Source organism: Sphingobacterium sp. JUb20, from assembly GCF_004342035.1.
Lineage (GTDB): Bacteria > Bacteroidota > Bacteroidia > Sphingobacteriales > Sphingobacteriaceae > Sphingobacterium > Sphingobacterium anhuiense.
In genome coordinates this window covers 702,260-726,880 of sequence record NZ_SLYV01000001.1, presented here as the reverse complement: position 1 = coordinate 726,880, position 24,621 = coordinate 702,260, and the positions used below count along the sequence as shown (strand labels likewise).

Annotated in this window: 19 protein-coding genes and 2 pseudogenes; 10 read left to right on the top strand and 11 right to left on the bottom strand. The window is 38.3% G+C overall.

The window, feature by feature from the left end:
* Positions 1-70: 70 nt before the first annotated feature.
* Positions 71-547, top strand: coding sequence for a hypothetical protein (locus tag EDF66_RS03200; RefSeq protein ID WP_132840512.1), 477 nt, complete (start codon positions 71-73; stop codon positions 545-547).
* Positions 548-720: 173 nt separating this feature from the next.
* Here the strand turns inward: EDF66_RS03200 and EDF66_RS03195 are convergent, their stop codons facing one another.
* Complete coding sequence (locus EDF66_RS03195) at positions 721-1,137, bottom strand: winged helix-turn-helix transcriptional regulator (protein WP_132840511.1); 417 nt, start codon at positions 1,135-1,137, stop codon at positions 721-723.
* A 102-nt stretch (positions 1,138-1,239) separates the two neighbouring features.
* Here EDF66_RS03195 and EDF66_RS03190 point away from each other — a divergent pair, with 102 nt between their 5' ends.
* The 3 genes from EDF66_RS03190 to EDF66_RS03180 are packed head-to-tail and all read left to right on the top strand — an operon-like array spanning position 1,240 to position 3,467.
* Positions 1,240-1,665 (top strand): NADH:flavin oxidoreductase, encoded by a 426-nt coding sequence (locus EDF66_RS03190; RefSeq protein ID WP_132840509.1) that lies wholly within the window; start codon positions 1,240-1,242, stop codon positions 1,663-1,665.
* A 29-nt stretch (positions 1,666-1,694) separates the two neighbouring features.
* Positions 1,695-2,462, top strand: coding sequence for an SDR family oxidoreductase (locus EDF66_RS03185; protein ID WP_132840627.1), 768 nt, complete (start codon positions 1,695-1,697; stop codon positions 2,460-2,462).
* A 3-nt stretch (positions 2,463-2,465) separates the two neighbouring features.
* Positions 2,466-3,467: an NADP-dependent oxidoreductase gene (locus EDF66_RS03180; RefSeq protein WP_132840507.1), complete on the top strand. Its 1,002-nt coding sequence runs from the start codon at positions 2,466-2,468 to the stop codon at positions 3,465-3,467.
* 46 nt (positions 3,468-3,513) lie between these two features.
* Here the strand turns inward: EDF66_RS03180 and EDF66_RS03175 are convergent.
* Positions 3,514-3,771, bottom strand: a pseudogene (locus EDF66_RS03175) (transposase); the annotation flags it as partial.
* 89 nt (positions 3,772-3,860) lie between these two features.
* Here EDF66_RS03175 and EDF66_RS03170 point away from each other — a divergent pair.
* Together EDF66_RS03170 and EDF66_RS03165 are read left to right on the top strand one after the other, a co-directional pair.
* On the top strand, positions 3,861-4,226 hold the full coding sequence (locus EDF66_RS03170) for a hypothetical protein (protein ID WP_165902343.1): 366 nt from the start codon (positions 3,861-3,863) through the stop codon (positions 4,224-4,226).
* Entirely contained in the window at positions 4,223-4,618 is a 396-nt protein-coding gene (locus EDF66_RS03165) for a hypothetical protein (RefSeq protein WP_132840503.1), read from the top strand. The genes EDF66_RS03170 and EDF66_RS03165 overlap by 4 nt, the downstream gene beginning before the upstream one ends.
* A 184-nt stretch (positions 4,619-4,802) precedes the next feature.
* On the opposite strand, the gene EDF66_RS03160 is transcribed toward EDF66_RS03165, so the two are convergent.
* Entirely contained in the window at positions 4,803-5,717 is a 915-nt protein-coding gene (locus EDF66_RS03160) for a helix-turn-helix domain-containing protein (RefSeq protein ID WP_132840501.1), read from the bottom strand.
* Between the two features lie 58 nt (positions 5,718-5,775).
* Positions 5,776-6,786 carry an aldo/keto reductase gene (locus EDF66_RS03155; RefSeq protein WP_132840499.1) on the bottom strand — a complete coding sequence of 337 codons (1,011 nt, stop codon included), beginning with the start codon at positions 6,784-6,786 and terminating at the stop codon, positions 5,776-5,778.
* Between the two features lie 641 nt (positions 6,787-7,427).
* Here EDF66_RS03155 and EDF66_RS03150 point away from each other — a divergent pair.
* The 3 genes and pseudogenes from EDF66_RS03150 to EDF66_RS03140 all read left to right on the top strand — a co-directional run bounded on the left by EDF66_RS03150 (position 7,428) and on the right by EDF66_RS03140 (position 9,851).
* Positions 7,428-8,414 carry a hypothetical protein gene (locus EDF66_RS03150; RefSeq protein WP_132840498.1) on the top strand — a complete coding sequence of 329 codons (987 nt, stop codon included), beginning with the start codon at positions 7,428-7,430 and terminating at the stop codon, positions 8,412-8,414.
* Positions 8,415-8,913: 499 nt separating this feature from the next.
* A pseudogene (locus EDF66_RS03145) lies at positions 8,914-9,147 on the top strand (transaldolase family protein); the annotation flags it as partial.
* Between the two features lie 77 nt (positions 9,148-9,224).
* Positions 9,225-9,851, top strand: coding sequence for an NAD(P)-dependent oxidoreductase (locus EDF66_RS03140; RefSeq protein WP_132840496.1), 627 nt, complete (start codon positions 9,225-9,227; stop codon positions 9,849-9,851).
* Positions 9,852-10,046: 195 nt separating this feature from the next.
* On the opposite strand, the gene EDF66_RS03135 is transcribed toward EDF66_RS03140, so the two are convergent.
* The 4 genes from EDF66_RS03135 to EDF66_RS03120 all read right to left on the bottom strand — a co-directional run bounded on the left by EDF66_RS03135 (position 10,047) and on the right by EDF66_RS03120 (position 15,516).
* Positions 10,047-11,204, bottom strand: a complete 1,158-nt coding sequence (locus EDF66_RS03135; protein ID WP_207898411.1) for a PepSY-associated TM helix domain-containing protein — start codon at positions 11,202-11,204, stop codon at positions 10,047-10,049.
* 62 nt (positions 11,205-11,266) lie between these two features.
* Positions 11,267-13,852 carry a TonB-dependent receptor gene (locus EDF66_RS03130; protein ID WP_132840493.1) on the bottom strand — a complete coding sequence of 862 codons (2,586 nt, stop codon included), beginning with the start codon at positions 13,850-13,852 and terminating at the stop codon, positions 11,267-11,269.
* Positions 13,853-13,946: 94 nt separating this feature from the next.
* Positions 13,947-14,909: a FecR domain-containing protein gene (locus EDF66_RS03125; RefSeq protein WP_132840491.1), complete on the bottom strand. Its 963-nt coding sequence runs from the start codon at positions 14,907-14,909 to the stop codon at positions 13,947-13,949.
* A gap of 55 nt (positions 14,910-14,964) precedes the next feature.
* On the bottom strand, positions 14,965-15,516 hold the full coding sequence (locus tag EDF66_RS03120; protein WP_132840490.1) for an RNA polymerase sigma-70 factor: 552 nt from the start codon (positions 15,514-15,516) through the stop codon (positions 14,965-14,967).
* Positions 15,517-15,812: 296 nt separating this feature from the next.
* Between EDF66_RS03120 and EDF66_RS03115 the strand changes: the two genes are divergently transcribed.
* Positions 15,813-21,797, top strand: coding sequence for an alpha-2-macroglobulin family protein (locus EDF66_RS03115; RefSeq protein WP_132840488.1), 5,985 nt, complete (start codon positions 15,813-15,815; stop codon positions 21,795-21,797).
* Positions 21,798-21,984: 187 nt separating this feature from the next.
* Here EDF66_RS03115 and EDF66_RS03110 read toward each other — a convergent pair whose 3' ends face one another.
* The 3 genes from EDF66_RS03110 to EDF66_RS03100 all read right to left on the bottom strand — a co-directional run bounded on the left by EDF66_RS03110 (position 21,985) and on the right by EDF66_RS03100 (position 24,574).
* Positions 21,985-22,674 (bottom strand): CPBP family intramembrane glutamic endopeptidase, encoded by a 690-nt coding sequence (locus tag EDF66_RS03110; protein ID WP_132840486.1) that lies wholly within the window; start codon positions 22,672-22,674, stop codon positions 21,985-21,987.
* 76 nt (positions 22,675-22,750) lie between these two features.
* On the bottom strand, positions 22,751-23,332 hold the full coding sequence (locus EDF66_RS03105; protein WP_132840484.1) for a Crp/Fnr family transcriptional regulator: 582 nt from the start codon (positions 23,330-23,332) through the stop codon (positions 22,751-22,753).
* A gap of 171 nt (positions 23,333-23,503) precedes the next feature.
* Positions 23,504-24,574 (bottom strand): NADH:flavin oxidoreductase/NADH oxidase, encoded by a 1,071-nt coding sequence (locus EDF66_RS03100; RefSeq protein ID WP_132840482.1) that lies wholly within the window; start codon positions 24,572-24,574, stop codon positions 23,504-23,506.
* Positions 24,575-24,621: the final 47 nt, after the last annotated feature.

The following is a 24,621-nucleotide window of genomic DNA, read 5'->3' as shown; positions in this document are numbered from 1 at the left end:
AACAACTTTAAGATATGAATTCAATTATTATAAGATAATAAGTCAAAAGGAGCAAGATTTACGATCAAATATGAATCCATTTCCAGTTGTTGTACTCACGGCATTTTTAGCGATAATTAATAATAATGCAACGGATGAGGAGCTTAAGGATATTAAGCATGATCTTTATGACCAGATGATGAAAATAGATATGGAAAAGTCTACGCGTCAGGGTATTGATGATTTTTTGGTATATTATGTTAGTTTTGAAAACCAAGAAGTTTTTGCTAAGTTTGAACAAGAAATAGAAATAAAATTAGGAAGTAGCACGACAATGGGTACACGTGAATATTTATTGGATAAGGCTAAGCGAGAAGGACAGGAGCAAGAACGTGGATTAGCGGCGGTACGCATCAAGAAATTGGAAGCTCTTGCTGAGGCTGAAAGGGAGAAAGCTGAAGTAGAAAAGTTCGAATCAGCTACTAAAATGTTGAATAGTGGTTTTGATATAGCGATGATTTGTGATATTTTATCTCTGACTCCGGAGCAAGTCGAAAAATTGAAATAGGCTTTTGTGAAGCTATATAATAAAGGGACATACTTTTTTTGTATGTCCTTTTTGCTTAAAAGTTTTAACAGAATTGCTGTTACTTATTTTAAGAATAACTGAACTTTGCGTAACTGTACGAAAGATCTCATAGGTGAATTGATCTCCTGCTTGTCATCTTAACTTTTATAATATCAGTGCTCTACCTTAATTCCATCCGATAATACTTTCTTTTGTTCTTTTATAAAACCCGCTTTATCTTTCTTAACAGCTTTAATGATCTCTTTCTGTTCTTTGGGTACCGTGTAATATTTGTCTACCCATAATTGCATCTCAATCAATATGGGGAGTAAATCGATACCCTTCTTAGTAAGGGTGTATAAAACTTTTGCTTTGCTTTCCGGATGATCCAGTTTACTGATCAGTCCATTTTCTTCCAGCATTAATAATCTTGAAGCTAAGATATTGGTCGCTATCTTCTCGCCAGATTTTAAAAAGTCGCTGTAGGTGCATTGTTTCAAGCGCATTAAATCCCGGATGAGCAATAAGGACCATTTATCTCCTAAAATATCTAATGAACAACTGATAGGGCATTGCGATCTATTTTTCATAATAATGTATTTTTTTAAAAAAACACTTGCGTTTTGCAAGTTGAATTTTATATTTGTACTTGCAAAATGCAAGCAAATTTACGATTTTAAATTATTAATACCATGGAAAACAGTGTAATATTTAATTCTTACCATATAAATGGATTACAATTGCGGAACCGGATAGTGATGGCTCCGATGACCAGAAGCCGTTCTGATAATCCCGAAAATAAAGCAACAGCGTTGACTGCGCTGTATTACAAACAGCGTGCTTCTGCTGGACTGATCATTACCGAAGGTACATTTATCAGTCCTGAGGCGGTAGGTGTTATACATGTTCCTGGAATTTATACGCAAGAGCAGATCGCAGGCTGGAAATTGACCACGGAAGCAGTACATGCTGAAAACGGAGTCATCTTTGCCCAGCTCTGGCACACTGGAGCATACTCGCATCCTGATCTTCATCAGGGTAAAAAACCGTTGGCTCCGTCGGATGTAAATCCAGAACAGCAGGTTTTTACTACGGGTTTTCATTTTGTTAACGAATGAAGAACCACTTTAAGCAATTTATATCAATTATGGAACTAAAAGGAAAAACAATACTAATAACAGGGGGAACATCTGGAATAGGGCTGGAGGCCGCAAAACAATTTTTAGAAAAAGGTGTTCATGTCATTATTACAGGACGAAATCAAGCTAAATTGGACGCAGCAAAAGCAATGTACCCCGGTGTCATTCCGATTAAAAGTGATGTCGCTTCTGAGGAAGAAGCACAGTTACTCTTTAAGGAAATCGAAAAACTCGGTGGAATAGATATTTTATATAATAATGCCGGAGTTGGAGTCGAACCTTCTAATCTCGGGATTTCAGATGTAAAACATTTGCAAGGAGCTGCCTATGAGATGAATATCAATTATTTAGGCGTTATTCGTTTGAATAATCTTTTTCTTGATATGATGAAATCAAGACCTGAAACTGCGATTATCAATACCACATCCCTGTTGAGTTATGTACCTTCTTTGCTTGAGGCAACTTACTCATCATCGAAGACTGCGCTTGCATTTTATACAACAGCTCTACGTGCACATCTTGGAATTTTAAAAAGCCATGTGAAAGTATTCGAGCTTGTACCCCCACTTGTTGCTACAGCAATGACTGTAGATAGAAATGATCCTAAATTAAGTCCCGAAGAACTGGTAAAAGCTTTAGTTGCTGGATTAGAGAAAGACCGCTTTCACATTCGAGTGGGCTCTTCCAAATTGGTTTATATTTTAAACCGTATCTTCCCTAAACTAACTTTTAATCTTGTTAACCCGAAGAAAATAAATCCCTTATTAAAATCCTGATCAATGAAAGCATTTCGCATTAACCGCTATAGTAAAACGGATAAGTTAGGACTTGTTGAAGTTCCGGCACCCAAGATTAAAGAGCATGAAGTATTGGTTGAAATCTATGCTGCCAGTATCAATCAATTGGATGCTAAGTTAAGACATGGCGATTTCAAATTATTATTACCCTATAAAATGCCTCTTATTCTAGGTCACGATGTGGCAGGTGTTATCGTGCAGGTTGGCTCAAAAGTGAAAAACTTTCAGGTCGGCGATGAAATCTATTCTAGGCTTCCCGATTTTAGTATTGGTGGTTTTGCAGAATATGTTGCAATAGATGAAAATGATATTGCTTTAAAACCGACGAATATGACGATGGAAGAGGCCGCTTCCATACCACTCGTCGGTTTAACCGCCTGGCAGGCTCTTGTTGAAATTGCTCAGATTAAAAAAGGTCAAAAAGTATTTATTCAGGCCGGATCGGGTGGAGTAGGAACGATTGCTATTCAATTGGCTAAATATTTGGGTGCAACGGTGGCGACCACTGCAAGTAAAAAAAGTTTTGATTTATTACAGTCGCTAGGCGCAGATCTTTTGATTGATTATAAAACTGAAAAATTTGAAGATATACTCAGTGATTATGATGTTGTATTGCATAGTCAGGATACCAAAACATTGGAGAAATGCTTCGGTATTTTAAAACCAGGAGGAAAAATTATATCAATCTCGGGTCCACCTACTGTAGATTTTGCTCAAGATCTGGGTTTAGCCTGGTATATGAAATTAATAATAAGTTTATTGAGTAGGGGCATAGAAAAAAAAGCAAACAAGCTGAAAATTGACTACACTTTTCTATTTATGCGCGCAAACGGCCAACAATTAGCCGAAATTACCAAATTGATTGAAGCTAATCAGATAAAAGCTGTTATAGATCAAATTTTCACATTCGACAGCACCAATGATGCACTGACTTATGTAGAAAGTGGTCGTGCAAAAGGCAAGGTTGTCGTGACCAGATTGTAAGTAACCAATTTTTCCTACAGCTAGAATTGGACTTTGCTACGCTTAGTTTTTTTAATACATCCTGTAACATCTGCTTATCCAAGCTCAGATCTGCAACAAGTTTCTTAAGTTGTGCGGTCTCCTCTTCTAACTGACGTAACTTTCGTAGTTCAGAAACCCCTAAACCACCGTATTTCTTCTTTCAATTGTAGAATGTTGCCTCGCTGATACCCAGCTTGCGACATACTTCCTCCACTCGGATCCCGGTCTCGGACTGCTTGATAGCAAAAGCAATCTGTGCCTCGGTAAACTTCGATCTTTTCATCGTTTTTCCTCCTATTTAAAATTAGTAATTCTGGTCCAAATTCTATACTTTTAAAATGTCCAGTTTTTTGGGAGGAGGTCATAATGACTGTGGCATCAGCCATCGGACCTATTGCAAAAGAAGCTAATGTTATGACTTCAGCAGCTAAGGGGGGATTGGGGGCAATGATGGAAGCTGGAGAAGCTACCAGATACGCAAAATATTGGGAGAGTTATGCTCCAAAGAAAGTTACGCCAGGTACTTCAAGATTGGATTGGTTAAGACAAAGTGGACGCACAGGATGTATGGAAAGTTCAAGAGTTATCTATGATAACTATGGTCGGCAGATATACAGAGTTGATTTTTCTGATCATATGAGACCATTAAACCATAGTATTCCTCATTTGCATCAATATCAATATGGTCCGATGTCGAGTTTTGGAAAAGAATCAGTATTTAATTTTTTTGGAAAATGAAAAGAATAAAAAACGTAGAAAATATTACAAGTATTTATAGTACTTGGAAGCCTTCAGATATAGCATTTGTAAAATCTCTTGAATGGTCAATTCAAAATGTAGTAATGGTTTTTTATTGCCAACTAAGAGAAAGTGTAGATGGATGGCCAAATACTTCAGAAGATTTTTTCGAAGTATCAATAATATTCGAGAATATATCAAGTTTCAAACTTGATTTTAGTAGTGCAGGATTGCAGCTGATTTCAGGTTTCGATATCTTGGATATTTCGGATAATGGTTTGGAGAAAATTAATTTTCAGATTGAGGATTATGAAAATGATAGTATCAATTTTTGTTGTGAAGAAGTTGAAATAAACGAGGTATCTAATCCTGTCAAAATATCAATTGGTTAAGTTGCCGCTAAGACTTTAAAAGATTAATCTACGATAGATGTATTGATATAGATCAATGACATTTTTTTTGATAGTGGGTGAAAATTTAAGAACATAACAGATCTATGTTCTCAAATTCAAAATTTATCTGTAGACTACCACGGTAGATTGACAACGATTTTTAGTTTGTCAACGCAATTTTTGGTCAATTAAATGACTGTCTAAATTCTAAAGGTGATCTTTCGGTTTTCTTTTTGAATAGTTTACTGAATGATTGGGGATATTCAAAACCTAACTGATAAGCAATTTCACTTACAGATAATTCCGTTGTTGACAATAGTTCTTTGGCTTTTTCCAAGAGCTGGTTTTGAATATGTTGCTGTGTAGTTTGCCCTGTCAAATTTTTCAGCATATCATTGAGATAGTTTGATGATACCGATAGCCGTTCGGCGAAGTACTGAACGGAAGGCAGCCCTGATACACTTAAATCATCATGTTGATAATATGCATTTAATAAATCCTCAAATTTTAAGAATAAATCATTTGACGCTTTTTTACGTGTAATAAACTGACGGTTGTAAAACCGGTTGCAATAATTCAGCAACAAATCAATATGAGAAACAACAACATCTTGTGTGTAGTTGTCTATCATGGCTTCAATTTCCTGTTGAAGATTTAGCATCAATCCTGAGATTACGGACTCTTCTTTGTCCGAGAGATGCAATGCTTCATTGTTGGCATATGCGAAAAAACCGTATTCTTTAATACGTTTTGCTAAAGCATAACTTTGAATAAAATCGGGATGAAAAACAATCATCCAACCTTCCACAGTTGATGAACTGTTTTGTTCAATCGAAAATAGTTGTTTGGGTGCAAAAAAGGTCATTATCCCATCATCATAATCATAATATTGCTGACCATATTTTACTTTGCCGTCAAAATTCTTTTTCAGATAAATCGTGTAGAAATTATAGACAATCGTTAACATTTCTTCAGCAACACAAGAATTGATCTCATCAAGATTCACCACACTTACTAAAGGATGTGCTGGTTTTTTGATGTTTAAGAAATGATGAAGTTCTGAAACCGTGTTTAGAAAATAAGTTTTATTATTTTTCATTTTATAAATTTATAAAAAAAACAGTGGATAAACGTTAATTTATCCACTGTTTAACCTGTTACAAATTAACGCCTTTCATACTTTCAGCATCGTATCTTGCTCCTGTTTCTGTACCCAAAGGAATAATACTTTCCAAACGGCTCAGATCGTCTTGCGTCAAAGAAATGCGCGCTGCTGCTATATTCTCTTCTACATATTTTACGCGTTTTGTCCCTGGAATTGGCGTATGACCTTTAGCAATAACCCAAGCAATAGCCAATTGTGCAGAAGTGATATTTTTTTCGACCGCCACTTTCTTAATTTCATTTACCAATTCTACATTTTTGAAAAACTGCTCACCTTGATATTTTGGTATAAATCTTCGGAAATCATTTTCGTTAAAATCTTCTGGTTTTTGTATTGTTCCGTTTAAAAATCCACGCCCTACTGGAGAATAGGCAATTAAGCTGATGCCTAATTCTTTCAGTGTATCCAGAATGCCCAGTTCTTCAATTTGTCTTTCAAACAAGGAGTATTCGGACTGTACTGCTGTAAGTGGGTGAATCTGATGTGCTCTTTTGATGGTTTCAGAATTTACTTCCGAAAGACCGATATATTTTATTTTTCCTTCTTTTACCAATTCGCCCATCGCTGCTACGGTCTCTTCAATTGGTGTACTGGTATCCAATCGATGCTGGTAATACATATCAATATAATCGGTACCCAGATTTTTCAGGGAACGTTCTACGGCTTTTTTTATGTAATTTTTACTGCCATTGAATGAGCCAGTTGCTTGTCCGTTGTCGTCAATTTCGAATCCGAATTTTGAAGCTATGATGTATTTTTCTCTATTACCTTTGATCGCTTTTGCTATTAACTGTTCGTTGAGAAAAGGACCATATATATCTGCTGTATCTAAAAAATTGCCACCCAGCTCCAATGAACGATGGATAGTAGCAATCGCTTCTTTTTCATCTGCTTTTCCGTAGATGTCCCCTCCGAAACCTGTTGTCATGCCCATACAGCCAAGACCAATCGGTGGTATGGTAAGTCCTTGACTGCCCAATTTTACTTCTTTCATGTTGCTCATAGTCTATTATTTTTAATTTAAAACAAAATTATGATGAAAAACATGATCAAAAGTGTTCAAATCACGGAAGGTTGTATCCAAAAAGTTTGCCCCTAGCCGTTCATCTATTCTGGTGATACTGCGGAAGGCTGGATTTTTACCGGAAATCGTAATGTCATTGGTCGGTGGTCTTGCTGCTGTAGTTTTTTGTATATAACAACAATGTTGAAATTAGCTTAGTTGTTGCTGTTTTAATACTTAAATGAAGTGAACTCGAGTTCTTCTATAATGGAATCGATGCCACATTGAAGTTTGAAAAAACATGAAAAACCAAATTTACAAATTGATCCTTTTTCAAAATGGAATGGATTTGAATTTTCTCAAGAAGTGACCGTGTCTCCCGAACCGAGACAGACTTTAGTATTTTCGTTAATAATTGAAAATATATAGGCTTATCTGTTATGGGATAAGCGTATATATTTTCAAAGTATTGGATATTATGTTGTAAGTTATATTTTTTAGAATAAATATTTGTTAAGAAGTGACAGAGTGAAGTGGTTAGTCATCGTGTACTAAATTAGTTGGGATTAAAAACTATTATATTTAGTATTGTTAGTAATTTATCATTATATTAGCTGTTGTTAATCAGTTGACTATGAGTTATGGTAAAGTACAAATTAAGACGTGTTGATGATCCCTTGTGGAAATCGATACTGGAGCAGACTTTTGCAGATTTCCTCCGATTTATGTTTCCCGAAGCTGAATTGTTATTTGACTTGAATAAACCTTTTGAATATCTCGACAAAGAGTTTGAGACCTTATTTCCGCCAGAAAAGAGTAATAAAGGTAAAAGATTTGTCGATAAGTTAGTAAAAGTCTATATGAAAGGTGGAGGTGAGCAATTTATCTTTTGTCATATTGAAGTGCAGTCCAATAAGGGTAATAATGATTTGGAAAAACGGATGTTTGAATATTATTATAAAATCACTGATCGATATCAAGTGCCAGTTTGTGCCATAGCGATATTGACTGATGAGAATAAACATTATAAGCCAAAGTTGTATGAACAAAGTTTTTTAGGAACGACTTTACGGTATGAATTCAATTACTATAAGATTCTAAGTCAAAATGAGGAAGATTTACGGTCTAATCCGAATCCATTTGCTGTTGTGGTATTAACGGCATTTTTGGCTATAATTAATAATAATGTGACCGACGAAGAACTTAAAGATATTAAACATGATCTTTACGATCAAATGATGAAAAGGGATATGGAAAAGACTACACGTCAGGGTATTTATGATTTCCTGGCTTATTATGTTAGTTTTGAAGATAAAGAAATTTTTATTAAATTTGAACAAGAAATCGATACAAAATTAGGAAGGATCACAACAATGGGTACACGTGAATATTTATTGGATAAGGCTAAGCGAGAAGGACAGGAGCAAGAACGTGGATTAGCGGCGGTACGCATCAAGAAATTGGAAGCTCTTGCTGAAGCTGAAAGGGAGAAAGCTGAAGTAGAAAAAGCGAAAGCTGAAATGGAAAAGTTCGAATCAGCTACTAAAATGTTGAATAGTGGTTTTGATGTAGCGATGATATGTGATATTTTATCTCTGACTCCGGAGCAAGTCGAAAAATTGAAATAAAGTTTTACTGAGTTAATATTAAAAAAGGTGCCTTTGGACACCTTTTTTTGTTGATATCAATTCTCTTTTAGAATAAGTATTTGCGCAGGGATGGCTGTGTACATAGTAGTATGCCTTCGGCTGTAATGTAGTGACATATTGAAAAAGTGACATAGTTAAGACGTAACATATTGACGGAGTAACGGGACAAGGGAGTGACTAGCCGGCTGTTGGGGAGATGGAGGAAAAAGTGATTAAAAAGGAGATTCTTTATAGGGTCTCCTTTTTTGGTTTATAATTTTTTACTTATCCTTTGTGTATTTAACTATTTTTCTACGGAAAAGACGATTAAACAGCCTACAGATCTACTTTAGTGCTATGCTTTGAACATTTTTACCCTTCTTTTTAAGATCTGTTTCATTTTTTAAGAGGCTAATAGTATAGTTTTGTTTTGCAATTAGAGATTCTGAAAGGCTCATTTGCAGACCAAACCATAAACTACTAAACTTAAATTTAATAAATGAAATTTTTTATTGATACAGCCAATCTGAACGATATTCAGGAAGCCCAGGACTTCGGGGTTTTGGACGGTGTAACGACCAATCCTACCTTAATGGCAAAAGAAGGGATAAGCGGTGATGATCTTGTTAAGAAACATTATCTAGCTATATGTGCTATTGTGGATGGCGATGTCAGCGCTGAGGTGATTGCTACCGATTATGAAAATATGATAGCAGAAGGACAGGAACTGGCAATGGGGGAGCGAAAGCCTATTGGTAGCAAGGAAAAGTATCACCGAAAAATATCTTGAAATAAAATCATTAAAATAAAATGAATATAGGAATAATAGCGGCAGGGGCGGGAATTGGCTTACATGCGGTTAAACAGGCTGTTGAAAAAGGACATATGGTAACGGCATTATCGACAAATACGGATCAGCTCGCTACGCATCCCAATTTCATTAAGATAAAAGGAAGTGCAACAGTGTCTGAGGATTTGAAAAATACAATTAAAAATACTGATGCCGTCCTTATAACTGTTGGAACAAAGAATAAAAAGGCAACGACTCTTTTTTCTGATGTAGCCAAAGCACTTATAAGCGTTACAGCTGATATGAACTTTTCTTCGCCTGTTTTGGTCATCACGGGCTTTGGGGCCGGAGAGAGTAAAGGTTATTTAAGTTTCTTTATGCACACAGTCATTTCATTGTTTCTTAATGATCAGTATAACAATAAAACCATCATGGAAGATTTGATCACAGGGAGTGCTATAAAATGGGAAATCGTACGACCAGGAATGCTGACGGACGGAGAGTTGACTTCATCTTATCGTGTATTACCCAACCTTAAGAAAGGAATGAAAGTTCGGAAAATATCGCGAGCTGATGTCGCACAATTTTTAATTACCGAAGCCGAAAACCCTAAGATGCTTCACCATTATGTAGCATTAACGAATTAATGATGAAAAATAGAGACGGGAGTAATTCTGTCTATTTTTATTATTGAAAGTAGTGTTTATTTGCTTTTTATAAGATATTTGCTTGCAGATATTTCTATCAGAATGAAACTGAAGGGATTGATTGCTAAAAAGGCTTATCTGTGATCGGATAAGCCTTTTTAGCATTAAGAAAATGAACGGGTTCCTAAGCTTTATTTACGCTTTCTTTTTTTTCTTTTTACGTCGATTGTACCAGATGTAGAAACCGGTGACAGGTAGGCTGGCGGCAATCAAAGAAGCCAAAAATACCAGCATCTTTCCCGGGATTCCCAGAATACTTCCTAAGTGGATATCGTAATTTAAGGCCCGCATTTTTTCACCGTAATTTTTACTTGAAAAATCGATTGTTTTTTGCAGATAACCTTTCTTTACATCGTATTGTCGGATGATAGAGGCATAGCTTTTTTCATAGCGGATATATACGTTTAACGGTGCTTCTTCCTTCTGTGGGAAATAAAAGTAATAGGCATGTGCATCGGGATAAGTTACCTGTACTTCGTTCAGAATGTTATCGTAGACCGAAAGATTTGTATTCAAATGAGCCTGTGACTGAATAGGTTTCGCCAGAACTGTTTCCGGAGCCTTATTTTCGATTTTATTGAGTACTTGCTGTACCGACTCATCAAACCAGGGAAAGGCCCAGATCATACCGGTCAATCCCAGAATTAAAGCGATCGTGAAGGAATAGAATCCTAGAATATTATGCAGATCGTAATTTTTCCGTTTTATGCCGGTTTTATTTTTCCAGCGAAACCAAAACCGAACACGTCTTGCTTTTTTGTTTTTTGGCCACCACAGATATAGACCTGTTAATAGTAAGAGCACAAAAAATAGCGTTGCAGTGCCTACAATGGGTTGGCCAATGTCATTTTTAAACAGCAATGACCAGTGGAGGTAGAGTATCACCCTAAAAAATTCAAATTCAGCGTTTTCACTGTATACGTTTGCTGCGGTATAGGGGTTGATGAATAGAGACTCATAGTATTTTTTCTCGTTCCAGTACCAGATTCCATCGTTATCATCTTCTTTATATGCCCTAAAATGCCAGGTCCGTTGTGGATTGTTTTCAATTTCTACGGCCGAGACCTGTTTTTCAGCACCCCAATGCTGTTCTGCGTGGTCCAATAAGGTTGAAAATGACTGACGCTCATGATCTGGACTCGTGGACTCCACGTAAAAATGACTTTTATAAACTACGGGTTTGATTTCATCAACAAATGCCAATATACAACCGGTTATGCCCAGTATAAAGACGATAAGTGATGAGAGTAAACCCATCCAAAGGTGTGTTTGATGTAATATTTTCTTTAGCACAATTTACAATCTAATCAAGCAGACCGCTCGCTAAAAGCGGTCTGCTCGTTGCTATACAATTTTTAGAAACGATAGGAAAGGTTTGCCGCCACACTGGATGGTGCCTGCAAATTGCCCCAGCTGTCCCAATATTTTTTATTAAAGATATTGTTCGCTTTCAATTGAATTCCCCAAGCTTGTTTGTTATAAAACACAGTGGCATTGGCCAGCGTATAGCTGGGAATAAAAAAGGTATTTGTCGAAGCGCGGTACATTTTATCAACATAGTTGACTCCGGCACCGATACCGAGACCTTTTACTTTTTCTTGGAAAGTATAAGAAGCCCAAAAACTGGCGACATTTTCAGGCGCAAATTCTGCCTTGTTTCCTTCAACAGCAACATCAGAAGCTTTGATGATGCGATTATCATTATAGGCATAACTTCCGTTGATATTCAGTCCTGCGATGGGGTTGGCAATGACCTCCAGTTCTGCACCTTTGCTCACCTGTTTTCCATCCTGTTCGGTAAACATGTCCGCATTGACACGGGTGGCATTATCAATCTTGATATAATAATAGCTGGCCGTCAGACTTAATTTTTTATGAAAAAGCTCCGATTTTATTCCACCCTCTGCTTGATTGGCAAATATTGGATCTATGACAAATCGATTTCCATCTGGCTGGATGACAGGGGCAACATTTTGGAAACCACTCATATAATTGGCAAATGCAGAAATACGCTCGGGAAGAATCTGGTACACCAATCCTAATTTAGGCGCTAATGATGTTTGTTTGAATCCTTCTTCATCTTCCACTTTGTTCCGATTGAAATGATCAACACGTAGTGAAAGCATAGTCGAAAGACGTGGCACGATGGTGATCATATCGGATACATATGCACTGAGCGTTTGTTGCGAAGGAGTGGGGTAAGGTGCAAATTCGGCATTTTTATCGATTTCCTGTCTCAACAGGGGCGTGAATTTTTGGGTCACATCTACTTTGTCGAATAGCTGTATATCTCCGAAAAGGAAACTGCTGCTGAGGGTTCTATAATTGGCTCCGACCAGCAATTTATGTTTGATACTTCCTGTGTTAAATTCGCCATTGATATTTTGCTGAATATTTGCGTATCCATTATAGACATCCTTATATATGGATGCGGCTCTAGTGACCTCTGTAGGAGAACTGACGAGCACGACACGCTGATAGCTGTGATCCACATTTTCCGAAACGTACGAGAACACGGTGGTGGACTGGAACTTATCCGATATTTTATATTTTGCTTCAGCAAAGATCCTAGAAGCGCTATTTTGTACATCGGCATCACTATAATACAAGCTTTTGCGGTAATCCAACTTCAGATCTTTAGGTTGAAGTACATCTTTGGCCCGGATAACAAAATTATTGGGCTGTGTATTGTGTACCTTTAGGTATTCGGCATCTAAGTTTAGGGTCAGCTTCTCATTGACCTGATAGCTTAAACTGGGTGCGATTAAAAAGGTATTGTTAAAAGCATCCGAGAGGTAACTTCTTTCTTTATGGATAGCGGTATTCAAACGAAATAGTACACTTTTGTCGGCCTTTAACGGCGTATTGAGATCTATGGATAAACGGTTTAAGTCATAGCTCCCCGTGGTGTAGTTTACTTCCGTACGTTTTGCTTCAATTGGTTTTTTCGTAACGAGATTGACTACGCCACCAAATGAAGATACAGAGGCTCCAAATAGTGTTCCTGATGGACCTTTAAGTACTTCTATGCGTTCTACATTGGCTAGATCCATCGCAGATCGGTCCGAAGTGGACTCCATACCGTTGCGGGCATTAATTCCTGTACTAAATCCTCTTAAATGGGCACTGAGTCCGCCAGAAGGATTGATCACAGGTACAGTACCACCTGCATTCCGCATGGCTTCGGCAATCGTATAAGAAACTTGTTCTTTCATTAACTGCTGTGTTACCACCTGATAGACCTGCGGGTTCTCCAAATTGCGCAGTGGCATACGGGCTACGAAAGGGGTCTCTTTATTTGCAAACCGGTTTTTACGTTCGCCGTTGACCACTACTTCCTGTAGTGCTGTAGCATCTTCATAGAGCACAAGGTTGACTGTAGATGTTTTATTTGCTTCAATATGTACCTGTTGCTTTTGGGTCAGCAAGCCAACATATTTTGCTTCTACGGTATAGCTGCCGGCTTCTATATTACTGAACGAAAATTTACCGTTTTCATCGGCCTGGACTTGTCTGCCCGCAAGGGAGATGCTCACATATCCAGCTGGGTGACCATCGCTGCTGTGTACCTGTCCGTTCAGATTGCCTTTTCCAGAAGAAGGCTGTAAATTAATGCGATTTCCATTGGTCTCTACGCGTTTTACAGCATCGCCCAGGATCTCCTGCAAAATTGTTTCTAAACGTGCGTTTTGCAGGTTTACCGATACTTTCTTTTGTGCGTCGATCAGGTTCGGGCTGTAGATAAAAGAACAGCCTGTTTTTTCTTCAATTTTTTCTAGCGCCTGCGCTATTGTTTGGTTTTTGATCTGGATGCTGACCTTGGTCTGGAGGATACCCTGTTGCGCCTGTGTCAATAGACAGGAGAAAGAAAGTGCTAATAAAAGGCTATTTTTTTTCCATGTTCTGGGAAATAGCGGTGTGCTAAGTAGCAAAAAGTTCATATTTTTACAAATGTGATTAAGTTAATGTATTTAATTTCATCCCCCGGTGGACAATTTTGGCGATGCGTACACCGGGTTATTTTTTGCGAATCGATTATCTATATAAGCTGACCTCCTTATCTTTGATGGTATATTTGATGGAGGTTGCAAAACTGATATCATGTAAAACTGATGCTAAAGAAGCCTGCTTAAACTTCCCTCTCACCTGATCATTCAGTATTGCTGTATTGTGACAGGTGATCTTTACATTATACCAGCGTTCAAGTTCCGGAATCACCTGTTTGATAGTTTTGTTGTCGAATATAAGTTGTCCTTCCATCCAGGCAGTCGACAGTTCACTGTTTACGGTACTTGATTTCATCTTTCCTGCAGCATAACTACTTTGCATATTGGCTTTTAAAATAAGGGTGTCCGGACAATTTGCTGCGGTAAATTGCACTCGTCCTTCTTCTACAGTAAGCATATCGGACTGTCCGGTACGGCTTAGCAAATTGAATCGGGTACCCAGTACGCGGGTTCTGGTATTTTTAGTCTGGACAATAAAAGGTCGTTTTGGATCTTTGCTCACCTCAAAAAAAGCTTCACCATCTAAGGTCACTTCTCTTTTCGCTGCATCAAATTTTTCGGGATAGCGTAATTTTGTTCCGGAATTGAGACTTATGGTCGTTCCATCGCTGAGGATGAGTTTTTGTTTTTTTCCAAAAGGTACTTCGATCTGTACAAAGCGGGTGGTTACGATCGGTTCTGCTGTCATTTTATCAGATCGAAGATAGAGCCAAGCTGCGGATAGGATACTCACGATACTGGCTGCTGCGACGAGTGTAGGCCAGCGTCTACGGGTTGATTTTTCTGCCGAGAACGTATCTGGGATATCAGCTTGATGGCGAATATTTTGCCATAAGATCGCTTTTTTCTCTTCGGGTGTATAGTTACTTTGCTTGCGTGGAAATTCTTCATCAGGAATACCATCAGCCATCCAAGCTTCCACAGCTTGTTTCTCAACAGGTGTGCACTGGCCTGACCAGTATTTTTCCAAGAGCTGATGATCGATCTTCATATATTTTTATATACCAGTCGTCGTTTAGCTGTTTTACCCTTAGTCTAAAAAAAAATTATTTTTGTTCTGATGTCGCGATCTTATTTCTCAGGAATTTTAGGGCTTTCGTGAGATGTGCTTCGACAGTCTTTTCGGACAAAGACAATGCTTCGGCAATTTCGGGTATGCTTAGACCGCTATTGCGGCTCAGGGTATAGACCTGACGGCAACGGCATGGGAGTCGGTTGACCAGGCCATCTACAAAATGATCAAGATCTCTGAAATAGATGGTCTCCTCTGTGTTGTTGATGCTGTGACAGAAGGTCTCTGTCAATTCATGTGTCTGATCGATACGCTTATACTTTTCACGGTAATAATCATTGATCCGTATTCGCGCAGCGCGAAAGAGATAGTGTTCGATCTGAATAATTTCTTCCATCACTTCTTTACGTTTCCAAAGCGAGCAGAAAATATCCTGTACCATATCCATAGCGATTTGCTCATCATTACAATGGTGTTCACAAAAATCAACAAGTCGATTCCAATAGGCATCGAACCACTCCTGAAATATTTGTTCAGGTGATTTTTTCTGCTTGTTTTTTTTTGTAAAAAATAGTTTAAGGCTCACTAAGCAAGTCGTTTTAGATAGATAGGTTCAAATATAGGTTTTAATCTGGAATTGTTCTAAATAAAATTAAATTTCACTGATTTTAATATTTAGATGGCGATTATCTCCTAACATGAATTTGTGTTGTACAACATATTCCTCCCAATGAAGAATTTTTCACCGAGATTATAGCTTCTGATGCAGGTTTTATTGGGAAATTTTGATATCTCTACACGAAAATTTGTGCGTATAATGAAGTATAATGTGTGTGTTTGGAAAATTTATCTATTTTTAAGGGAATTTAGTCAATACCTTTTATGAGTTGGAAGTCAATTATCGTTAGTGTTTTAACCTTTTTGTATTCGATAGCCTCATTTGGGCAGTCAACACTGTTCAACAGTCAACGTCAGTCTTCGGATTTTTATATCTATAAATTAAACCCCGAGATTTTAAAAAAGATCCATATCGGAGAAGTGAAATTTAACGAGGATATGCTGACCGATTTTGTTCAAAAAGGGAAGTATCGTAGTCAAAAGTCCAGTTTACCACGTGGCAATTATGTCGAGGTCCGTGCTGATGAAAATAACTTGATATATGATGAATTTATCATTGATGATCTGTATGCTAAGGTCATTCCGACCGAAGCATTTGCGGTTTGCTTGTACGATTCATTGGGTAATATGATAACCGATGCACACCTTTCTTTGGGCAAGAATAGGGTCTCTTATGATCGGAAATTGGGCTATTATCATACTGCAAATTCGAAAACAGGTGATGTCGTCAGCATCTTGCATAAAGGGGTGTATCATTATCTACGTGTAGAAAAGAACTGGCCTTATGAAGAAAAAGTATCCTTTTGGCAAGGTGTGAAAACAAACTGGAAACGGACAAAATATAAATTTAAAAGGATTTTTCGTAAGAAAAAAAGTTTTGATAACCAAAGCTTTATGGTATTCAATAAGCCGATGTATAAGCCCAATGATCAGGTGAAATTCAAGGCTTATCTCGAAGAGGGTAAATGGAAACCAAATTTAGATTCGGTGGATGTTCATGTGGTGGGCAATGCGAAAGATACGGTCATAACAAAACTTGCTCCCTATCGCCCTGGCATGTATGCTTTTTCTTTTGACTTAAATGCAGGACTGGGACTTACTCTTGATAAATATTACCGTGTTTTATTGAAGTCTAGCAAATCTAAGCAAGTGCTGCTTGAAGAGTCATTTCGATATGAAGAATATGAATTGAAAAGTCTCACGTTTAGCATGAAATCCGATCGCACGGATTTTGCAAAAGGGGATAGTATCCGCCTGAAGTTAAAGGTTGTCAATGAGAATGATATGCCTGTTTATGATGGTCGAGTAGAATTGAAAGTTGTACCAAACTCCTACCGTACAGGAAAGATGAAGGCCAATCAGGTGAATTTTGTTCCAGATACGTTGTGGCAGACAACGGTGTCTCTTACTGAAGTCGCGGAAAAGGAAATAGTTTTGCCAGATTCGATTTTCCCGTCAGACATGGGTCTTCCTTTTCAAGTTATAGGTACCTATCTCAGTTCGGACAATGAGCGTCATGAAAAAATACTGCAGCTGAATTTGCTTGATACGGAAAAAGAAATTCGTATCGCCGTTAAAGACGGGCAGGCGGAGATTAAGTATTTTGAGAAAGGTATTGAAAAATCAAGCGATGCTCAGATCGAATTATTAGGTGAAAACAATGAAATGTTGCGCGTAGAGCAGGCTCGTTTACCGCATATCATACCGGTTGCATGGCAGGCAACGGAAATAGGAGTTGAGGCGAATGGAATTTCTGAAATCTTGGATTTGGAACAGGAACAAAAGGAGCAACTGCGTTATCGTTTTTACCGCACGACCGATTCGGTTTTATTGACGGTGAGTAATCCGGCCGCTATTCCTTTTTGGTATCGGGTTAGGAAAGGTAAGAAAATGGTTTCGTCGGGTTATGCGACTCAATTAAGCGAAGCATTTTCAGAACGGGGAAAAGAAGGGTATAGCCTGCAGATTACTTATCTTTTTGCAGGCCGTGCCAAAGTGATAAAGGAAGATCTTCCTTTTATGCAGAAAAATCTGAATTTAGAGGTCAATACAGCGACAACGGTTTATCCTGGTCAAAAGGCTGAGGTGCAATTGTCCGTGACCGATAAAGTGGGCAAACCTGTGCCGGATGTGGATATTACGGCTTATGGATTTACATCAAAATTTAAAAATACAAGTGCTCCAAATGTCAAGATTGGCGGGCTCATTCGGTATGCTCAACCTTTCCAGAATTTTAATTTTGATCTGGATGAAGCCCAGATAAGACACCAGGAGGCATTAAAGGACTGGGCGAGATGGTCTAAAGAAATGCAGCTTGATACGATTGCTTTTTACCAATTTTTATTTCCTAAAGTTTATTATCAGGCGTCGCAGCCGGTCGCGGAAATTAAAAGCCAAATTTCTCCATATCTGGTGGTAAATGGCTTGGTACAAGGGGTTCATATGATGTGGATAGATGGTGTTTTGACTTATGCGAAACAGAGTCAACACCATGATGATTATATTTTTGAAATCTATCCGGGACAGCATGAATTTAAATTCAGAACACATGACAAGGAGGTATTGGTGAAAGGGTTCCGCGTTGAAAAAGGCCGGAGAATGATCGTGTCCTTTAATATAGGGCAGGATACAATTGGATTCAACTACCCTGATGAAACGCTGGGTAAAGGACAGATCTTGGTCAAAATGCTGCCCAAGGACGATGTTGGAAAGCTGAAAGATACCGAAGTCACGGAACTCAAAAAGCAGTTGATTTCCGTAACCAATAATTTCGGAGCTTGGCAGTTACCAAATCTAAATGTGCCTATCGAAATGCCGGCTTATATCCAGACTTCAGGCGATCTTTTTTATCTGAATCCATTTCCGAACAGGACCTATGATAGTAGGTTGCGCACCCAAGTGTCTGCACCTGTTTTGGTAGGTCCGTTTCCGCGTACAGAAATGTATAATGGCGTGCCCAAAATAGCAACATTAATCGTGGATACGACATCAATTGGACGTTTTGAAATAGAAGGCGGCTATCAATATACCCTTTATAAGCAATACCAAAAGTTGAAAAGTTTTGATGCGGACTATATACGAAAAGATGCACCTTACTTTAAACCGCAATTGGATTTTAAGAGAAAATTATGGACGCGTAATGATATTCATCAAAATGTGGCGAGTAAATTTAAGGAGGTCATGCAAAATAATTGGGGAGTCGCGCAATTTGTTTTGGCCAAAAAAGATTCCAAAGAACCAACTTTTAACCTCAATTTAAGTTATGGTCTGGATGCTGAACAAAAGCTTGTCAAGCCTGCTCTGATTTTCGTAGAACCTGCAAAAGCGGAAGACCGTAGGTATTATAGACTGTATTATGGAGCTGAAAATAGTTTACGCAATTTACCTGTCGGGGATATTATTTTGCATGTGGTGAAAGACGATTCGACAGCCTATAGTTTGGCTGTAACGTTAAAGTCGAATGGCCTAAATTACCTAAAACTGGATGGTATTCAATGGAACCAGCGATCACCTCATGCCACAGTGGCTTATAAGATGGTCCGTGATGAAACCGTTGCAAACAGGGTATTGAATCCGCTTCGTGATTCTATTCTTTATGAACAGCAGGGGCATGGTCAAGTTCTAAAAATAAACAAGGCTGAATTTATTGCAAAGCGTAATAGCAGCTCCGCTGTCAGAATTTTGGTTTATGATGGTGATGCACCGGTGATTGGAGCTGCTGTCAAAAAAATGGGTACGAAACAGCAGTATTTTTCCAATTTTGACGGTAGTATCGAATTGGAGCTTTCGGATGAAAAAGCAGTACAGTTGCAGATTATTGCAATAGGCTATAATCCTTCGGATATCAAAGTATCTATGGGGCAGGATTATTTTGTTGAGTTGAAGGCGCAGGACAATCAATTGGATGAGGTCGTTGTGATGGGCGTGGCTAGCCAAAAGAGGGTAAGTATGACAGGTTCAGTTACAAGTGTCACGGTCAATAATATGCCAAATTTGTTGCAAGGAAAGGTGAGCGGTATCTTGATTCGAGGTAATAACAGTATGGATGCTGGTACAAAACCGCTGATCTTGGTGGATGGTGTGGTGTTCGAAGGTGATCTTGCTTCTTTTGATCCGGCTGCAATTGCTTCCGTGAATACGGTAAAGGATCAATCCATGATTGCCTTGTACGGCGCAAGGGCTGCCAATGGAGTCATTATGGTACAGACAAGAACTGGAACTGTGGCTGCAGTACAGCCGAATGTTTCCATGCCTTACCTCGAATCGGGTAATACGATGCGGGTCAACTTTCATGATGATGCTTTCTGGCAACCGAAGCTCAAAACAGATGCTGCAGGGAAAGCAAGTTTTGAGACCACTTATCCAGATGATATTACCAATTGGAGAACAATCTTTATCGCCAAGGGGGTAAAAGATTTTGCAGATACCAAAGAGTTGAATATTAAAGCCTTTAAAGCTGTTTCCGCACATTTGGCAGCTCCCCGATTTGCTATTCGTGGCGATCAGTTTACCGCAATAGGTCGAGTGGTTAACTATCTTGGCGATAGTCTGGAGGTGTTACGGACGATCTACAATGGGGTTGATTCTGTAAAAACGAATTTGAAAATAGCGAAGTCATACCGCGATCCAATTGCTGTTCGGGCTGGAAAAGGCGATAGCTTGCAACTTTCGTATGCAATCGGACTTTCTAATGGCTATTTTGATGGCGAGAAACGAAATATTCCGATTTTTGAAAAAGGACTGGAGCAGCATCAGGGTGATTTTAAGGTGTTGAATGGAACAGAAGAATATCAGTTAAAAACATCACCTGAGCTGGGAGAAATCACCGTGCATGCTGAGGCCAATTCATGGGAATTCATCCAGCGCGAAATAGCACATATTGATGCTTATAAGTTTTTGTGCAACGAACAGCTGGCATCTAAATTAAGTGCGCTACTTTCTAAGAAAGCGTTAACAAAACTTTTAGGGAAACCGTTTGAAGAAGAGAAAAAAATCCTTGACCTTTTGAAAGAATTGCAGAAAAACAAGAATACAGTTGGAGGTTGGGGCTGGTGGAATAAAAGTGAAACGGTATCATGGATCAGTAATTATGTCGTTTCTGTTCTATTGGATGCTGAAGATGCTGGTTACAGGACGGGGTTGACGAGAAGATTGTATATCGAACGGGAGGAGGAAAGCTTGAAAAGAAGTTTAGCTTCTTTGGATGTTCTTTGGAACAAAGATAAACTTAATATGGCCAAGGAAGGATTGTTTAATGCATTGGTGTTTTTAAACCGGCTGGATCCCAAAACGGATTATAAACACTATTTTCTTGCTATTGATGGAAAGTTGAAAAGTAAATCAACGAAGGATATATTGCTTAAATATCTGTTGATGGCTAAATTGGGGATCGCAGATGCTCATGCCGCAGATACTGTGCTTAAATATGCTTCAAAAACAATTTTAGGTGGTATGTATTGGACTTCGGGAGGTGTTTCTGATAAGAACGAAAGGATATTTTTGAATCCAACTGAAACGCATACGGAAAATACGTTATTGGCGTATGCAGTATTGAAAACAATCGGGGGGCATGAATCGGATCTCGAGCTTATTCGAAATTATTTCTTTGCAGAGAAGCAACGGGGCAACTGGAGCAATATCTATGAGTCTTCACGGATTATTCGAAGTATTCTTCCAGACTTATTGAAAGAAGGCGAAACTTTTCAGGCACCTGTAGCAATTGTGAACGATAAGCGTATTACTGCATTTCCTTATACGCAGACATTTGCGCCGACTGAACAGATTCGAGTACGTAAAGAGGGGACAGGACCGCTGTTTCTGACGGCATATCAGAATTTTTGGAATGCCAACCCTACTCTTGAAAAAGATAAAGGTTTGACTGTTTCTACTCGATTTAAAAACGAAAAAGGAACTGTAACTACGTTAAAAGAAGGTAAACCGATCAAAATAGAAGTTACTGTATCGCTGACGGGAGAGGCCGAGTACGTCCAGCTTGAAGTTCCGATTCCTGCAGGTTGTACTTATGAAAGTAAATCGCCTGGATATTACCGAAATGAAGCCCATCGGGAACATTTCAAAGATCGGGTAGTTATCTTTTGTCCGAAATTGAATAAAGGGGCGCATACTTTTGAAATTGAGTTATTACCACGATACACGGGGGTGTATACGGTAAATCCGGCAAAGGCTGAGTTGATGTATTTCCCTGTTTTTTATGGTAATGAAAAGATGAATGAGATCGTGGTGGAGTAGTTAAATAAAGGTTTTTTAAAATTTTATAATATAAAAGGGAGATATCGTAGGTATCTCCCTTTTTGTTTGATCTTTTTAAGATAAATATGGGCTACTGATTAATTTAAAATTAGAAGTCTGGTGTTCGATATTTATTTACTGTTTCTTTTTGAGCTCTCTTAAAACAGGAGTATGGTATGCTAGACTTTTAGCTTAGTATAACTTTTTGCGCATTTTGCTGGTTTTTTCTAATGACCAGCGCAATGATCCAGATGGACAATAATGAAATGAGTAGGATGATTTTTATGGTATTCATCTCCGGGAAAAAATTATTGAGCGAGTGAAATGCAGCTACTGCTAATAAGGAATGGGTGTTATTGGCAACTTTTCCGATTCCCCAGCTACCAAGGATTAAAATTCCCAAAAACAAGAGGTTTGAACTGCTAAGGTCAAAGTTCAGGTGCCAGATAAACCAGAGTACAGCCACGATGAATACATTTAAAAATTCCGGTAATGGCTTCAGTTGCTGCTGTAAAAATCCGCGCCAGCCGATCTCTTCTAAAAGGCCGTAAATTAAGATTGCGGTAATAGCTTCAAAAGATAGGGTTCCTTTGATAGCATACTCCGTACTTAAAATTAGGATAATGGGTAATGCCCAGTATAAGAGAAAGGGTGTGATGATATTGCTGTAGTTCCCTTTTAATGTTAGAACGGGTTTTATTTTAAAGAGAGCGAAGACGGCTAATGCCGCGATAGTGGGAGAAATACCCTGTAGGATGATTTTAATAAATCCGCTTGATATACCATTCAATAAATCGGTTTTATTGGTCAGATAGCGAAGAAGAACGGCAATGATAAAAAACGTCAGTACAGCATTATAATTAACTTTATTTTTCATGTACAATGGCTTATTTGATGCTCAAAAATAGCAAGATGATTTCGTTAAAAAATTGACGAAAGTTAAGAAATGCACATTACACGTTTTTTTTTCTAATCCTGCTCAGACTTTCGGCGGCTATACCGAGATAAGAGCAGATGATTTTTAATGATGTTCTCTGGAAAATCTCAGGACGCTCTTTGATTAATTTTAAATATCTTTCGGTAGGGCTGAGCGTCAGTAAATTAATCTGTTCGGATTGTTTTCTGATAAACATGGCATCTGAAATAGCTTTGCCAATGATTAGCCCTGTAGTGGACCTGGAATATAAGGCATGCAGATCGCTATGGCTAATAGACCATACGAGCGATTCTTCTAAAGCCTGCGTCTTGATAACCGTTGATGATTGGGTAAGAAAGGATAAGTAATCACTGAATAATTGTTCCTCGTAATATAGGTTAATGCAGATATCTTTTTCTTCTGCCAAAACAAAGTGTGCAACGGAACCGCTAATTAATATGTTGATGTATTTTTCTTTACTATGATAATCTTTTATTAACTCATTTTTTTTAAAGGTGCGCACCTGTAGATATTTTGCAAATTCAGTCCATAGTTTCAGGTCAGCTTTGTAAAATGGGTCAAATATTTCTTTTACTCGTTGCGGTGTGGGTTGCTCCATAAGTAGTCTTAATTCTTGATCTTTTTTTAGCAGTTTATCATCAGTTGAACGGTTGATGAAATATCGGTCAACTTACAAAATATTTTCTTTATATAAACTCGTATTTTTAGGAAAGTGAGCCGAAAAGTTAGTTAAATAATAAGGAGGTTCAATCTTGAACCTCCTCATTATTTAAAATGCGAGTTCATAAGGTTTCGGGGTAGGTGGTTGTGAGCGAAGTTCTCCTGCAGCTGCTAAGGCAAAATAGGGATTTCTTAAAAACTCTCTTCCTATGAAGATCAAATCGGCATCTCCGTTTGTCAAGATGGTTTCTGCCTGATGTGCATTCGTGATTAAACCTACTGTACCAACTATTAAATTGTCTTTTATTTCTCTTTTGATGGCACTGGCGAAAGGTAATTGATATCCTGAACCGACTGTAATGTTAGCTTTAGGTACTGTTCCACCGGTCGAAACATCAACAATATCGATTCCAAATTGTGATAACTTTTTACTTAACCATTTTGAATCTTCAATTGTCCAACCCTCATCCATCCAATCTGTTGCTGAGATACGTACCGCAATTGGAAGATTTGCAGGCCATACTTCTTTAATTTTATCAATGATTTCAAATAGAAAACGCGAACGGTTTTCTCGGTTTCCACCATATTGATCGGTTCTTTTGTTCGAAATAGGGGATAAGAATTCATTGATTAGATAACCGTGTGCACTGTGTATTTCTATCAATTTAAAACCAGCTGTTAATGCTCTCTTAGTGGCATCTGCGAAAGCTTGTTGTACTGATGTGATATCTTCTGAACTCATTTCGCGTGGTGTTTGCATGTTTGGAGAGAATGCTATTGCAGACGGAGCAATAACTTCCCATCCATTTTCATCATGAGGCATCAACGGATGACTGTCACGTCCAGATGCCCACGTGCTTCCTTTTCTACCAGCATGTGCTAATTGGATTGCTGGGACACTGCCAGAATTCTCTATAAATGATGCAATTTTAGTAAGCATTTCAATATGATCATCTTTCCAGATTCCCAAGTCTCCAACTCCAATGCGTCCATCGGAATGGACTGCTGTCGCTTCGAGCATGACAGAACCTGCACCACCCATCGCTCTAGAGCCATAATGTACTAAATGCCAATCATTGGCAAAACCATCATTAGCCATATACATACACATGGGCGACGTCACGATCCTGTTTCTAAAAGTTACTGATTTTACAGTTAAAGGACGGAATAATTTTGACATATCTAAATTTTATAACGAATATTCACCGGAAATGAAGGTCTTATGTC

Bases quoted from the DNA above. Each gene is read 5' to 3' on its own strand.
- EDF66_RS03190 (WP_132840509.1), top strand. From the start codon at position 1,240: ATGGAAAACAGTGTAATATTTAATTCTTACCATATAAATGGATTACAA.
- EDF66_RS03110 (WP_132840486.1), bottom strand. From the start codon at position 22,674: ATGAAAAATAAAGTTAATTATAATGCTGTACTGACGTTTTTTATCATT.
- EDF66_RS03100 (WP_132840482.1), bottom strand. From the start codon at position 24,574: ATGTCAAAATTATTCCGTCCTTTAACTGTAAAATCAGTAACTTTTAGA.
- EDF66_RS03200 (WP_132840512.1), top strand. From the start codon at position 71: ATGAATCCATTTCCAGTTGTTGTACTCACGGCATTTTTAGCGATAATT.
- EDF66_RS03105 (WP_132840484.1), bottom strand. From the start codon at position 23,332: ATGGAGCAACCCACACCGCAACGAGTAAAAGAAATATTTGACCCATTT.
- EDF66_RS03185 (WP_132840627.1), top strand. From the start codon at position 1,695: ATGGAACTAAAAGGAAAAACAATACTAATAACAGGGGGAACATCTGGA.
- EDF66_RS03180 (WP_132840507.1), top strand. From the start codon at position 2,466: ATGAAAGCATTTCGCATTAACCGCTATAGTAAAACGGATAAGTTAGGA.
- EDF66_RS03195 (WP_132840511.1), bottom strand. From the start codon at position 1,137: ATGAAAAATAGATCGCAATGCCCTATCAGTTGTTCATTAGATATTTTA.
- EDF66_RS03165 (WP_132840503.1), top strand. From the start codon at position 4,223: ATGAAAAGAATAAAAAACGTAGAAAATATTACAAGTATTTATAGTACT.
- EDF66_RS03130 (WP_132840493.1), bottom strand. From the start codon at position 13,852: ATGAACTTTTTGCTACTTAGCACACCGCTATTTCCCAGAACATGGAAA.
- EDF66_RS03125 (WP_132840491.1), bottom strand. From the start codon at position 14,909: ATGAAGATCGATCATCAGCTCTTGGAAAAATACTGGTCAGGCCAGTGC.
- EDF66_RS03140 (WP_132840496.1), top strand. From the start codon at position 9,225: ATGAATATAGGAATAATAGCGGCAGGGGCGGGAATTGGCTTACATGCG.
- EDF66_RS03155 (WP_132840499.1), bottom strand. From the start codon at position 6,786: ATGAGCAACATGAAAGAAGTAAAATTGGGCAGTCAAGGACTTACCATA.
- EDF66_RS03150 (WP_132840498.1), top strand. From the start codon at position 7,428: ATGGTAAAGTACAAATTAAGACGTGTTGATGATCCCTTGTGGAAATCG.
- EDF66_RS03160 (WP_132840501.1), bottom strand. From the start codon at position 5,717: ATGAAAAATAATAAAACTTATTTTCTAAACACGGTTTCAGAACTTCAT.
- EDF66_RS03115 (WP_132840488.1), top strand. From the start codon at position 15,813: ATGAGTTGGAAGTCAATTATCGTTAGTGTTTTAACCTTTTTGTATTCG.